Source organism: Nitrosospira sp. Nsp18, assembly GCF_900103145.1.
Taxonomy (GTDB): Bacteria; Pseudomonadota; Gammaproteobacteria; order Burkholderiales; family Nitrosomonadaceae; genus Nitrosospira.
The window spans coordinates 145,777-159,513 of sequence record NZ_FMWY01000003.1; the positions used below are offsets into that span (position 1 = coordinate 145,777).

Genomic DNA, 13,737 nt, shown 5'->3' on the forward strand with positions numbered 1-13,737 from the left:
GCTGTAGCGGGTTTTTAGTTTTAGTGATCGTGCACGGAAATCCACAATATGGAAGCGAATTATACAGCGTTACCGATCGTTGTCAAGAGGTTTCTACGTTAAGAGGTATAAAATGGAAAATCACTATGTTGCGGTATTCGGTTTGCCATGGAAAGCGCGGGCGGAAATTGTTTTCAACTGGAGAAAAATTGACTCAGCTACAATGAAAATTGATTTTTTGCCGGCGGCTGCTATAAATAAAAGCGGCCGGGGCGGTGCGGTATAATGATTCAGCGGACCCTTGCTTCGATACTCACACTTTCTTGAGATATCCGTGATCAAACTTTTCATAGTGCCTTTCATATTCGGTCTGGCATATTCGGGCCAGGCGCCAGCACAGGAATGGGGGGCTGCAAACCAGAACGCCGCAGCCAATCCCCCTGCGGAGATGGTGCAGGACAACCCGTTCATTTACCCCCCGGCGATGAATAACCTGCTTGTGCCTTTGGGGGCGTCGCATAAACAGGCTCAGCGCCTTGATCGATCTTCACTTGGCGGGCTGGTCGTGGTGTTGCCCATGCCGCCGATGGGCGGTGGTTCGGGTTATAACAACATGCATGGGTTCCAGTATCCCGGCAGTTATATGCCGCGGGACACGCCTCTTCACAAAGTTAATGGTTATGTCGTTTGCGATCCGCCTGATCTGGCTGAGGAAGCTGCGGCGGCGGAAGCCACGACAAACGCACCAGCACGGCGTTTGATCAAAATCACGTCAACACGATCCCTGGCGGCACCTGGTCATCAGCAGCCGTGCCCGGTCTATACCGTAAACGGCGAGATACCAAAACAAAAAGGCTACACCACCACAACCAGGCCCTAGGCCCGAACGCACCAAGAACTATTCGACAAGGAGAGCGGTAATGGGAACCGCAAGCATGAGAGAGCGCGGCACAGGTAAGGAATTTCGCTCCTGGTGTGTTGCTGCCTGCATGGGCCTTTTTTTCCTGTCCGGCTGCGCCAGTTTTCAGGTCAGTGTTCCAGATTCGGACCCTATAAGTCCTGAAGGGCATACTGCGGGTTACCAAAGTAAGACTATGCACGCGTATTTTTGGGGATTGATGCTGGACCCCCAGGTTTTTGCAGCGGAATGCCATGGCCAGGGTATCAACGATGTCGTAATCTACCGTACGCTGGCTCATGATCTTGCCGGTGTTATCACCTTGGGTCTTTGGATGCCGACGGAGGTGCACTTCCGCTGCAAAGCGCCGCCGACAAGGCCGGGCACGCTCCCTGTACCGCGAAAAAAATCACGGAACGTTTCTTGATAAGTATCAGCCGGCAGCCTGTCGGACTTGAAGAATCGCAGCGAAAAACTGACTCGGTGAGGGCAAATTTTGAGGATTTTGAAGGCCAATAGTTATTCTATTGGCCGAAAAAGCGGGGAGATATGAGCCAGCCGGACGCTTTTGCAGCCGATTTCCTTTAAGTCCAACAGGCTGCCAGACCATAAGGAAGCAAGAATATGCCCAACGGACGACAAGAAAACAGCTCGGATGAACGAATCTTTTTCCGCCCCACCATCCTCGAAACCGGACGGCACGACTCTTTCAGGCAGACGATCGAGGGAGAATACGTCTTTCGCATCGACCGGGGCGGCAAGCCGCCTTTCGACACTTACAATGAAGCGACAAAGGGATTGCAGGGCATCATTCAGGCTTGCGTTCGGGATGGCAAGTCTCTGCGCGCGCATGGCAGCCTGTGGTCGCTGAGTACCGTCGCCGTCACGAAGGGCCGCCTGATAGACAACACAGCATTGCGGCTGGCGTTCGAGGTCCCGCATGCGCTGACCGATTCGGGGTACGCAGGCGATGCCGCGAAACTGCGCTTCATCGAATGCGGCAACTCGGTTGCCGCGCTGAACGAATATCTCTTTGCCAGCGGCTTGTCGATCAAAGGTTGCGGCTCCAACAACGGCCAGACCGTCGCTGGCGCGGTCTCGACGGGAACCCATGGTGGCGCTTACAACTTTGGCGCGATGCAGGAGATGGTCGTCGGGTTGCACCTCATCACCGGACCGAACAAGCAAGTCTATCTGGAGCGGAAGTCATATCCCGTGATGCAACCTGCCTTTGCGGAGAGCATAGGCGCCGATTTCATACAGGACGATACGCTTTTCAACGCTGCGCTGGTGAGCCTGGGCTCCTTCGGTATTATTCACGGCATCATGATCGAGACGCGTGCGCTTTTCATTCTGAATGCGGTCCGGTTCCGGCATCCGTATGACGCCACGCTCAAGGCCGCGATCGCCGCCTGCGACCCGAGTCTGATTTCCCTGCCGGCGGTAGCCAACGCCGTGCCCAAAGACAATCCCTACCATTTTGAAATATTCTTCAACCCCAATGAGGGCACACCCCCTGCCGAAGCCATCGTTCTTGTAATGTATGAATCGGCCTATGATCCGGATAATTACACACCGCCGGAATGGAATGCCGGGGAGCCCGGCCTGGGCGCCTCGGGCCTTGACATAATGGGCGCGCTGGTGGGGAAAATTCCCAGTCCGATAAACAAGCTGGCCCTGCCATTGCTCAACAGCCAGGTAGAGGCGGAGTTCTCGCCTTATTTTAAAAAGGCGATCATCCGCGATCTCTTCCGAGGCGAGAAAACTTTGGGCAAGACTCTTGGCTGCGGTGTCGGAATGCCCGTCTCCCGTGCAATCGAGGCAATGGAAATCGCTTTCAGGATATACAAAGACGCAAACGTCGTCCTGCCGCTGATACTTTCGCACCGTTTTGTCAAAGGCACACAGGCACTGCTCGGATTCACCCGCTTCGACATCACGGCAGTACTGGAAATGGATGCGGTGAACACCCCGGAAACCCGCGCATTCTACAACAAGGTCTGGGAAGCCCTTGATGCGGCAGGTATTCCCTTCACCCTGCATTGGGGGAAATATAATGCATTCCTTACGCCTGATCGTGTACGTAATTGCTATGGGGACGTCTCCGTCGACCATTGGCTCGCCAGCCGCGAGACGTTACTCGAAAGCGCAGCGGTGCGGAAGATATTCAACAACGACTTCACTGCTGGCGTAGGGCTGACGAACTGAAACCGGATGTCCCGCGGGGAACCGCGGCATCTTAAAAAATGCAGATTTTTACCATGCGCTATTGCACGGGGGTGACGCGTATCACCCTTGGATCGTCGGCAAACTCAAACAGCAGCCGCCGCACGCGTTCCTGCCAGGCATTGGCGAAGGCGACCCGCTGCTCATCGTCCGCGTTGCCATACAGAATGGCGGCCATGCGCGCGCCTTGGGCAGGGTCGCCCGGAACAGGAGAAACGTCCAGGCTTACCGTAACGCCCGCCCCGGTGTCGAGCCGCTTGAAGCTGATGGCTTCGCCCTCTTTGCTTTCAGCAAAGCTGAGTAATCCCTTACGTCTAAAGCGCCCCTGGATGCCGTGAAAGCCGTTGTCCGAGGCGGCCCCGGTAAGCAAAGTCAGCACTTGTGCCGTCACGCCGGTGGTGCCTTCGCTTTCTGGCGCCGGCATGTGTATGGCGATGGCGCCGCGTTCGGCGGGCTCATCCGGAAAGAGCGCAGCCAGCGCGGCTCGCCCCATCAGAAACGCGCCCGCGACGGTAGGACAGGAATGTCCAGCCAAGCGCACGGCGTCGGCATAATGATATTCAAGCACGCCATCTCGCGCAGCGCCCAGCATCTCGGCGAATGGGTCGCGGGTACGAACAACCGGAGCCTGTTCATAAAAATCAGGATAATTCATGCGAATCTCTTCCTTATGGGTTAGTTGAATAGACCGTGGCGAAGCCTAAGCATCAGCATTGTCAACGCAAGGGTGCGACTGCAGCCGGGGGAAAAACACGCGCTCCTCGAAGCGCACGTGGGTTACGATAAGGTCGGCAAACCTGCGCAATCGCACGGCTGGCTCAAGTAAGCATGGTCCGCAGGCAAGCATCCTCAGTTCGACGTGCTCGGCGAGAATACGTGCAACCGCTTGCGCCTCAAGCATATGCTCCGCAATTCGAATCAACCGCTCCTCCTCATCAAAGTGCGTAGCCATCACCGTATGCCAATGAGCTTCAATACCTGAAATCGCCCTGGACAACGCAGTTGCGTCTTTCTCATTCGCCGCTCGCCGCGCGTCACGCGCAACCACCAGCGAGGTATGGTGCTGGCGCGACAACAAGAGCAAAGCACCAGTTCGTGGCATTCAACTGGCGATAATGAAGTTGATCATGATAGCCTTCCTTTCGAGGAAAAAGTTCATTTCCTCATCGTTTTCAACGCCTCCGCCCACCGGTGCAGTTCGTCCAGCAACGAAATGCCTGACGTTTTATGAACATCACCCGGCAGAAAATTATCGTTGTCATCGAAATGCCCGGCAGCATTCTGAATAACGACGGCCTCCAGTATCGGCATCATTTTCAATGTGGTGAGGGTCAGCTTTTCCATCTGCGCCGCGCGCAAGCCACCCGAGATACCGCCATAGCTGACAAGCGCGGCAGGCTTGTAATTCCACTCCTTGTACACATAATCCAGCGCATTCAAAAGAGAGGGTGGTGGCCCAAAATTATATTCCGGCGTCACGAATACGTAGGCATCGGCCGCATTCACGCTGCCAGCCCATTTTTTTGTATGTTCATGTTGATAGTTCTGCCGGATGGGATGCTCAGGCTCATCGTAAACCGGTAAATTGAATTCGGCGAGGTCGACCAGCACCGATTCAAACTTCTCGTGTTGCACGGCGAGATCATGAAACCATTTGGCGATGGATGGACCGATACGACCGGGCCGTGTGCTGCAGATGATGGTATGAAGCTTGAGTTTCATTGGTTTCCCCGAGAAATATCTACATGAGCCCGCGTAAGCGGGCTTCTGCTTCTTACTGATTTTATCAGCTCAGTTGTATAATAAAAGCATTAACTTGCCTGTCGCCAACAAAGCTCGACATGCGCCGACGCGGTATCTTCAAATGTCCCCGAGCATGCCCAATTTTGCCGATTTACTCGAAAAAAAATTACCTAATGCACGGATTCAGCTATAGAATTCTAATTGCCAGCAGTTTACCTTGCTGGCGAATTTTACGCCGCCCTTGCAACTGATACATAGCCAGTCAACTCAAGCATCAAGCAGGATCGTTTTATCTCGCAAACTCTGATGGTCAATAATACTAACCGGAGCGATATAGATGAAGAAACTTGTTCTTACAGCAGCGCTGCTGCTGAGCATGCCTGCTTATGCGGGATTGGATGGTACAGAGGTCAGTCTTCGAACACTTGCGCAGGCCAAGCCGTCAAGTACTCCAGTCGTCACGTCCTTCGAGCACGCCACGGTGATCGGTTCAGGTATCGAATATCCTGATGTGGCCGATCTCTTCAATCCGGCTACGCAGAGTCGATCCGGATTCGCGCATAGTCTCGTTGACGTGGCGATCGATGTCGCCAGCGATCACATCACGATCGATTTTCATAACTCGGCCCCTTTCACAAGATTTGCCTCGGCCTTTGAAAATACCTATGTTTTTCGCTTCGATAGCGCTGCTGCCGGGGACATCATCGGTGCGCAGATAGATAACAGCGTAACAACTCTCGGTCTGCAACCATCGGATGTTCGGTTCGCTGGAAATGAGCTGTTTATCAATGTCGAGGGCCTTGCATTCAACCCGTCCACCGTCGCTCGAGTGAATCTTCTTGCCGAGGGTGGACCGCTTCCGGTTCCTGAGCCTGCCACTTACGCAATGATGCTTGCAGGGCTTATGCTGATTGGATGGGCATCGGCCAGAAACCGAAGAATTTGAGTTTGACGAGCGCCCAAACTCCCAGTTGAATTGGGGTTTGGGCGGAAGGCTGAATGGCGACTGGGGTTTCGTTTTCACGGCCGCCCATTGATCTCATACACACCAGTGCCCGTTGACGCGGCAGTTCAGGATTCCAGGCGGATGATGGGTTTAATGGTTATGCCCTTCTCGCTGTCTTCGGCCGCCTGATTGATCTGGTCCATCGTGTAGAATTTCACCAGTTTGTCGAAGGGGAAGCGCCCCTGCATGTATAGCTCGACAAGCGCGGGAATAAAAAGATCGGGAACGCTGTCGCCCTCGATAATTCCGATGATGCGCTTGCCGGTCGTCATCACGCCATTCACATCGAAACTTGCTTCGGTGCCCAACGCTGGCGCTCCCACAATGCCACAGGTGCCACGCGTAGCCAGCGCATCAATGGCTTGGCGCAACACTGCAGGTCGACCGCTCGACTCAAGCGTAAAATCCGCCCCACCGCCCGTAATTTCACGCACGACTTCGACAGGATCTGTCTCGCGGCTGTTTACGACGTGGGTCGCTCCGAGTTCCATGGCCAGCGCCAGGCGCGAGGGCACCACGTCAACGGCGATAATGATGGTGGCTCCCGCTACACGCGCCGCCATGATGGCGCTCAGCCCCACCGCGCCACCGCCAAAAGCCGCGAAACTGCTGCCGGGGTTCAATTTCAGTGAGTTCATCACCGCTCCCGCGCCAGTTTGAATGCCGCAACCAAGTGGACCGAGAAATTCCAGCGGCGCATTACTGGGCACCTTGATCACGTTGCGCTCATGCGCAAGGGAAAAAGTGCCAAATGACGATTGCCCGAAAAAATGGTCGTGAATGGGCGCGCCGCGCTCATGCGTACCGTGAGCATGAGTTTCATAAGTGGAGGTGGTGCCGTCTTCCCGCGCACCACCAAAGTTCAGCGGGTAAAAATTTTGGCAATAGGTCAGGTTGCCGCGCAGGCAGGGTTTACAGTGGCCACACCACAGGTAGGTCAGTACGACGTGATCGCCCGGCGCCACCTTTTTGACGCTGGTGCCGATTTTCTCCACTACGCCTGCGCCTTCATGCCCGAGCACAACAGGCATGGGCACGTCATACAACTGGTCGCGCGCCACCATATCGGTGTGGCACATCCCTGTTGCCACTATTCTGACAAGTACCTCGTCGGGACGAGGCTCATCCAGCAGCAGGGTTTCCACCTTGAAGGGGCCGCCCTTCCGTCGAATTGTCGCCGCCTTGATCTCTCTCATGCGTAGCGCCTCCTTATCCGTATTACATGACTGCCTGACGTTTGAGGGAATTGATCAGGTTGCAGTTAAAGGAGAGTTGCCTGATTCTTAAAAGCCCATCGGCACTCATGCATTTACCGGATACCGGATTTCCCTGGCGCGAGGATGCCGTTTGGATCCAGGGCTTTTTTGAGGATCTTGTTGACATTGCGCTGCACCGGACCGTAAGTATCAGCCACCTTGTCCATGAAAGCGGTGTTAACGCGATAAATCCCATATCCCTGCGCCGAAAACGTCGTCACCAGCTCATCAAAGCACTGATATGCCGCCTTCACCTGCTCCGGGTCTGTCTTATCGTACAGAACATCGACGACATGATGCATGTCTCGCATGCCCACAATGAATTCCCCAGAATAATCCAACCCGTGCTTGCCCAGAATCTGTTTGGTCAAAGCCATCTGTTTGAGCGTTTCGCTTCCCCGAGCCTGGGAGACCGGCGCAAACCACATGGACCCACCACCCCCGCGCCAGTTGTACAAGGAAAATTCCTGGAGTGTCATGTCTCCCCGCATGAGCTTGGCTCGATACACAAATGCAGGGTCGGCTGCAGCTTCCTCCTCCGTCAGGATTTTTGCCCTGCCGGATTTGCCAAATGCCTGCGTCACGATCTTCCAGTTCACCTCGATCTGTTCCGGCGTGCCGTAGAGGGCGGCATAAACGTTCCATATCCCCAGATTGTGATCCTTGGTGATCCGGCGCACCGCCTCATCCGGGATCGAACCTGATCCTTTTACATAGTCGCCTCGACGGGCCTTCACCGGCGCTTCATATAATGCGTGGGCAATGACTACGGCGTTGGGTATTACACCATTGATGCGCAGCGGGCGGATCGTTTCCACGATCTCCACGATGTCGTCCTCATTCTGGTACTGAATGGCAAATGGCTTGAAAGCCGGAGGCGCCGGCATCAGCCAGAAGCCGAATTTGGTGACAATGCCGTAATTGGACTGGGTGAAAATACCGTCCAGGTAGGGGCCGTAACCCCACTTGAATACCTGCCAGGTATTGGATTTCGGCATGGAGCCCATCCCCGTGCGCAGTACCTCGCCATTGGCGAGAACTACCTCCATCCCGCACGCATACATGAAATGTTCGCCATAGGGCGTATACCCGACTCCACGGTCCAGCGTATTGCCGACCGGTCCTGCAATCGCGGAAGGAGCCGGAAAGGACAACCACAAACCCAGCTTACGTTCGGCAATGTAGTCGTAGAGCTGCTTGTAAGTCACGCCTGGCTCGACCAGAGCATAAGCCAAATCTTTATCGACTTCGAGAATACGGTTCATGCCCTTGAGATCGAGCACGACCTGGCCGCGCTCGGCCGGCGCGGCAGAGCCATAGCCCAGATTCTTTCCGGTTGAGATGGTCCATACAGGCACTTTATACCGGTTGCAGACGCCTACGATCTTCTGGATCTGCTCCACCGTCGTGGCCAGCAGCGCCGCCGAAGGCGCATGTTCTGCATCCGGAACCGGCATCATGGTCTTGATGTAGGGCGCGAGTTGCGCCGCGCTGGTGAGTACGGACGCCTCGCCCAGAATAGCGCGAAACTCATTTATGGCGGCATCGAAAGTATTTTCGGATACACCGTTGGGCAGTGCAATATATTTGCTGGCCATAGCCTGTTCTCCTCGGCGCTACGCTAAATATCGATTACAAATGACGTAAACTCCGTCGCATCAATCCGCTCGCCCCGGTTTCCCAAAGCTGACCGATGCACGAACGCGCGGCTGGAGCAGGATTCCTGAAGCGCACCCGTACCCAGCGCCGCAGCCATTACCGCATATCCTACCGATTCCACCCAACCTGCGGACTGTGGCCGCCCGGTCCCCATGATGGCTCCGTGCATGGGGGCCTGCTGCGAAACAGGCGCACATCTTCCTGCGCTACTCCAGCCAAGCGATTCGCAGCCATTCGAGAGCGAAAGGCCGGAGCAATGAAGATGAATCGCATCCGGTCCATCAAGCCGATAGCTCAGGAAACCGGGGGCAAATCCGTCTGTCGTTGCGCTATCGGTCTGCGCCTGCGTGGCAGAATGCTCTGCGGAGAAAAAATTCTCTGTTATGGAAAAACTGCCCTGATTCCCAATGAGCTGGGAAGCAAGAATGGCTCCCGCGGTATGCGCAGGCGACGCCGCCGCCCATACATGGCGAAGCCTGGCAATATCAGGGAAAATACCTTGCTTGGAGGGGTCATGATCGGAGGAAACATGCGAGCCCAGCAAGAGCAGCCTGGCGCCGGCATTCCGCACCAGTTCCGTGAAAACCGCTGCGCTGCCGCTATCCATCACGGCAACCCAACGTGTTCCGCGGGACTTTTCCAGCAACCGTGCCGCTATCTCATAATCGCTGAGTAGTCCGCCTTTTAGCTTTACCACTTGCGGTGAGCCGTTACCTTCTCCCGCACCTGCCGCCATCACTCCACCACCCTTGGCAGAATATTGAGCGGCCGAGCGGAAACCAGCGGCAAACGCGGCGTCCACCGGTGTGTTTCCCAGCAGCAGTCCGAATTTTTCTGCCCTTCTCGGGGGGATTGCAAACGCGCCCGCAGGAATGCCCAACGCCAGCAATGTCCCGCCCGTAAGCGCACCTTTCATAAGATTACGTCTGTTAACGTCCATTGTTCAGCCTCCCCGCGCTTATCTGTTACTGCCGGTCGATTCAATTTTTCGAGATATATTCAGCCAGTTTTGCCAGGGACTCGTCGTTGATCTCGGAAGCCCTAAAAGCAGGCATCGCTCGGAATCCGTTTCTCACCACCGTTTGGACATAAACTGCAGGGAGCTCACGACCGCGAATCTGTGGCCCCACAGGACCACCTTCATGACAATAAGCGCAAACCTTGATGTAGACTTCGGCGCCATCTTTCCACGCAAACCCTGACGCGGGAACTTTCTCAGGCGCTGCCCACGCGGCATCGGCGAAGAGTCCGGCAGTGACTATCATTGCGAGCATAAAACCGACAGCTGAGCCTTCTGGTCCTGTTTTCCTCATACCGCGCCTCTCATAGATCGTATTGCTTGTTGAGAACCGAATTCATGCGCTTCGCGCGATTCATCGGGGGATAGCGAGAGTCTTTTGCTTGTTTTATTATAGAAGAGAATTTTATAAGAGAAAGAAAAGTTGCGCCTAACTTGAAGACATACTATCCGGGCAACCGCAACATTGATCCTTCCGCTTCCACTCAGACCACTCAGCACGAGCAGGACCTAGCATAGTCTAATCCGGCAATACCCGCTCAGAATTTCCAGCTGAGATTCGCACGGACACCGTTATCCACGATATTGTGCAATACCTGACCGTTGTAATAAATGCCGAAAGTGGCTGCTTTGATAATATTTACATCCATGCCCGCGACCATGACGACGGCATTGCCCGCGATCAATACGCCTGCGGCGGTAAAGGAAGATCCTCCGGGGAGGGCGAAACTCGAGATAGGTGTCATCTCGCCGAAGGCATGGCGCCAGCCGAGCGAGCCGCGCAATGTGGTAGTCATCCTGTCAGAGCTTGAGAATATCTTCGCTGCGTTGAGACCAACAGTCGTATAAGCAGTGCCCTGGTTATCCTTCTTGCTGCGCAGGGCTGCGGGTCCGCCGCGTTCCTGAAAACTATTCGCATCAAGGTTGACATAAGCAATTCTGCCAAATGGCTCAAGCGATATCAGGGTAAATGGCAGGCTGTAACCTACTTCGCCAAATACCTGGGCGGTATGGGCGGTGTAATTCGCCTTGGCATGGTCCGAGAAGCCGGCGAAGGCGATGTTCCGGTTGGTTTCAAGATCATGCCATGCGTAAGCGGCGCCAACGCGCAGCCCAAGGGGGCCCCACCGTGTGCCGCCATAAACGGAGATATGATAATTATCGCTGGAGCTCGCCAATAGCTGGCTCACGTTATATGAAGCATTGCTGTAGCCGCCGGCAACACCGATGAGGAATTTATCCGCAATCAGCATATCCCCCCCAATGAAGATCCCGCCGATATTGCGGCCGATACGGCTGGCATTGCCGTCCCCATTGCGATGACCGAAAGAGCCGAAGCCACGGCTCCAAAAGGCACGTCCCGTTGTCGGATTTCGCTGTAGCGTCTGACCCGGTATTTCCTGGGCCAACGCGGCGTCCGTGCTGAAAGCCTGCCTCACCCGATCGGAGATGGCTTCACGCACGAAGCGGCTGTCCTCGATTATTGCAGCTTTTTCACTCGCGTGGCTTTCGCCGGAGAGATTGTTGAATGCCCGTCGCACGCTCTCCTGGTCGGGTAAGCCAACAATGGCGCTATAGATCGGGTTGCCAGGCCCCAGACTCTCCGTACCGTTTCCGGCGGCACACTGATTACGAGTGCCAGCCATAGTGCAAAACCGGAGCACGTCAAGATAAACATGGGTTGGATCATAGACCAGGCCGAGATTAATAAGCGGCAAATTCTGAGTCAGCCTATCGAACTGGCCCGACAAGCCCCCGTCGGCTGTCAGAATAGTATAGCGGCTGCCAGGCGCGTAATAACCGGTCGTGTGGATAACGGAAACCGTGCCCCCTTTAATATCTGCCAACCCCTTGACGATGATCTGGTCGCTGCGGTTCCCCGGCTCAACCTCCACCTCATAAGTGGAACCGGGAAGCTGGGTGTAGTTGCCGTCGACAGTCAGCGTGCCGATCGAGTTTCCTGGCGCAATGGTACCGGCTGTAATGGTAGTTCCAGTCGTGCCGGTGCTTTGCAGACGGCCGCGGGCCAGCACATCCAGCGTACCGCCCAGTGTCCCGCTTATCGCAAGTGTGCCGTCATTCACGAACATATGTCCGCCAAAACCGCTTGAGTCACCGGTCAATGCGAGCACACCGGCTCCGTCTTTATTCAGCAACCCGGTACCGGAGATAATGCCGCCATAGCTGTTGTTGTCGGAACGATTAAAAGTCAACACCGCGTTATTCATTACATCGACATCGCCCGAGAGATTGCCCGTTGTGCCGCCGTTGCCGACCTGCAAGGTACCGGCAGTAATTGTCGTGGCCCCCGCATAGGTGTTGGTACCCGCCAGAATGAGCGCGCCTGATCCGGTCTTGTTCAGACTGCCGCCACCGCTTATTACACCGTTGGCCACCAGGTCCGCGTCGGTCTGGAAGGTATCATTGGGAGTGTTGAGCGTGATGCTGCGCCCCGTCGAGAAAGCCGCTGTGTTTACCAGCGTGGCCTCATTGAAGGTAAGCGTACCCGAGGCCGCGCCGAGGTTTTCATCCGAGCTCACCAATAACGTGCTGGAAGTCAAAACCGTGCCGCCCGTGTAGGTGTTGGCAGCGGTCAATTCCAATAAAGACGCGCCGTTTCCGGCAACGTTCAGCCCGCCGTCTCCAGATAAAACACCATTGATCCGAGCATGACCACTGCTGGCGCCACCCTCGACCTGAATCGTACGGAGCACCCCGCCGAGGTCTATTCCGTTCTGGAAATCAAGCATCCCATTGCCGGAAGCACCCAGGATGAGCCGGTGGCCGGTAGGCACAAACTCACCGCTCCCCCACGCCAGCGTGGCACCGGCGCCACCAATATCAACAACCCGATTCGATCCGGAGGATTGGAAACCGCCATCTCCGGCCCATTGTACCTGCCCGGCCCCAGTGCCAAGATTTCGTGTAAAGTCGCCCGACGAGCTGGTCAGCTCGATTGAGCCACCCGTGCCAATTTCACCGTTGAACGCCAGGTTGCTGCCGGCCGAGAGCGCATTCGCGCTACCCAGTTGCAGAATGCCCTGAGTGACCGTGGTCGCGCCCGTATAAGCATTATTTCCCGACAACGTCATGCGGCCCGTGCCGTTTCTTGTCAGGGAAAGCACGTGGGCGCCGGTATCGCTTAGGTTGCCCGATAATGTGCCGTTTGCTCCATTCAAGTTCATGATGGTCGATAGGGTCAGCGTCGGGGAACCGTTCCAGGTAGCCCCCTCTCCTCCTTGCACGCTCACCGTGTTGCCCATCAGGGTGTAATCATGTGTGAAGTCCGTATTGAAAAAGAAAGTCGAATTCTTGTTCAGTACCAGGTCGGAAGCTGCCGTCGAGGTACCGAGCGCATTTGCATTATCCACGCGTAGCGTGCCGTGGGTGACCGTCGTCACGCCGCTGAAGCCCAGGTTTTCAGCGGTCAGGACCAGTGTACCCGCTCCGCCCTTCCTCAAACCGCTGCTGCCGCCAAGATTCGAGTTGATTATCGCCATGGGCGCGTCGACGATAACCGTGGGGCTGGCGCCGCTACGCGTGAGTGTGCCGCCATCGATAATATATCCATTCGTACTGAAAGTAAGATTGTACGCGGTGATTGGCGTATCGAGCGTCACGCTGCCGGCCGTTCCATCGAAGATCGCGTTGTCGGACGCCAGGTTATGCCATGCCTGAAAGGTAGTGCCGTTGAACCAGCTTGGAGAACTCGTGTCCCAGCTTCCGGTACCACCAGCGCCCGCCGCAGCACCACTGGCATCCCAGGTGAGATTTTGTTGGGCATGGACCAAGGGCATTAAAACGGGACTCGCTAATAATGTTGCGGCGAATCCCATTTGAAAAGAAACGCGGCGTGCACGCGTTGCGCCATAGAAAAAGGTTACCGAAACAGTTTTGCAGTTAACGTTGTGCCATAAGGAAAGGAATTCATTTTAGTGCATCGAAGATGATT

Annotated in this window: 12 protein-coding genes; 4 read left to right on the plus strand and 8 right to left on the minus strand. The window is 55.5% G+C overall.

The genetic code is table 11. From position 1 onward, the window contains the following. Positions 1 to 313: 313 nt before the first annotated feature. The 3 genes from BLS94_RS02520 to BLS94_RS02530 all read left to right on the plus strand — a co-directional run bounded on the left by BLS94_RS02520 (position 314) and on the right by BLS94_RS02530 (position 3,085). Entirely contained in the window at positions 314 to 859 is a 546-nt protein-coding gene (locus BLS94_RS02520; protein ID WP_090957623.1) for a hypothetical protein, read from the plus strand. Positions 860 to 899: 40 nt separating this feature from the next. Then, positions 900 to 1,304: a Bor/Iss family lipoprotein gene (locus BLS94_RS02525; protein WP_090957624.1), complete on the plus strand. Its 405-nt coding sequence runs from the start codon at positions 900 to 902 to the stop codon at positions 1,302 to 1,304. 197 nt (positions 1,305 to 1,501) lie between these two features. Beyond that, positions 1,502 to 3,085 (plus strand): FAD-binding protein, encoded by a 1,584-nt coding sequence (locus BLS94_RS02530; protein WP_090957625.1) that lies wholly within the window; start codon positions 1,502 to 1,504, stop codon positions 3,083 to 3,085. A gap of 58 nt (positions 3,086 to 3,143) precedes the next feature. On the opposite strand, the gene BLS94_RS02535 is transcribed toward BLS94_RS02530, so the two are convergent. Genes BLS94_RS02535 through BLS94_RS02545 form a run of 3 tightly spaced genes read right to left on the minus strand, consistent with a single transcriptional unit; the run spans position 3,144 to position 4,825 of the window. Further along, a complete protein-coding gene (locus BLS94_RS02535; RefSeq protein WP_090957626.1) occupies positions 3,144 to 3,758 on the minus strand; it encodes a hypothetical protein in 615 nt (204 codons plus the stop codon). Positions 3,759 to 3,803: 45 nt separating this feature from the next. Further along, a complete protein-coding gene (locus BLS94_RS02540; RefSeq protein ID WP_072767571.1) occupies positions 3,804 to 4,205 on the minus strand; it encodes a hypothetical protein in 402 nt (133 codons plus the stop codon). A gap of 53 nt (positions 4,206 to 4,258) precedes the next feature. After that, positions 4,259 to 4,825 carry an NADPH-dependent FMN reductase gene (locus BLS94_RS02545; RefSeq protein WP_090957627.1) on the minus strand — a complete coding sequence of 189 codons (567 nt, stop codon included), beginning with the start codon at positions 4,823 to 4,825 and terminating at the stop codon, positions 4,259 to 4,261. A 358-nt stretch (positions 4,826 to 5,183) separates the two neighbouring features. Here BLS94_RS02545 and BLS94_RS02550 point away from each other — a divergent pair, with 358 nt between their 5' ends. Then, the gene (locus tag BLS94_RS02550) at positions 5,184 to 5,792 is read left to right on the plus strand and encodes a PEP-CTERM sorting domain-containing protein (protein ID WP_090957628.1); all 609 of its coding nucleotides are present in this window, start codon (positions 5,184 to 5,186) and stop codon (positions 5,790 to 5,792) included. A 125-nt stretch (positions 5,793 to 5,917) separates the two neighbouring features. Here BLS94_RS02550 and BLS94_RS02555 read toward each other — a convergent pair whose 3' ends face one another. The 5 genes from BLS94_RS02555 to BLS94_RS02575 form a co-directional block, all read right to left on the minus strand. After that, positions 5,918 to 7,048 (minus strand): NAD(P)-dependent alcohol dehydrogenase, encoded by a 1,131-nt coding sequence (locus tag BLS94_RS02555; RefSeq protein ID WP_090957629.1) that lies wholly within the window; start codon positions 7,046 to 7,048, stop codon positions 5,918 to 5,920. Between the two features lie 113 nt (positions 7,049 to 7,161). Then, complete coding sequence (locus BLS94_RS02560) at positions 7,162 to 8,706, minus strand: FAD-binding oxidoreductase (protein WP_090957630.1); 1,545 nt, start codon at positions 8,704 to 8,706, stop codon at positions 7,162 to 7,164. A gap of 23 nt (positions 8,707 to 8,729) precedes the next feature. After that, positions 8,730 to 9,707 carry a hypothetical protein gene (locus BLS94_RS02565; protein WP_143021635.1) on the minus strand — a complete coding sequence of 326 codons (978 nt, stop codon included), beginning with the start codon at positions 9,705 to 9,707 and terminating at the stop codon, positions 8,730 to 8,732. A 40-nt stretch (positions 9,708 to 9,747) separates the two neighbouring features. Continuing rightward, on the minus strand, positions 9,748 to 10,041 hold the full coding sequence (locus BLS94_RS02570) for a c-type cytochrome (protein WP_256325253.1): 294 nt from the start codon (positions 10,039 to 10,041) through the stop codon (positions 9,748 to 9,750). A 283-nt stretch (positions 10,042 to 10,324) separates the two neighbouring features. Continuing rightward, a complete protein-coding gene (locus BLS94_RS02575) occupies positions 10,325 to 13,582 on the minus strand; it encodes an autotransporter outer membrane beta-barrel domain-containing protein (RefSeq protein ID WP_176767769.1) in 3,258 nt (1,085 codons plus the stop codon). Between the last annotated feature and the right edge of the window lie 155 nt (positions 13,583 to 13,737).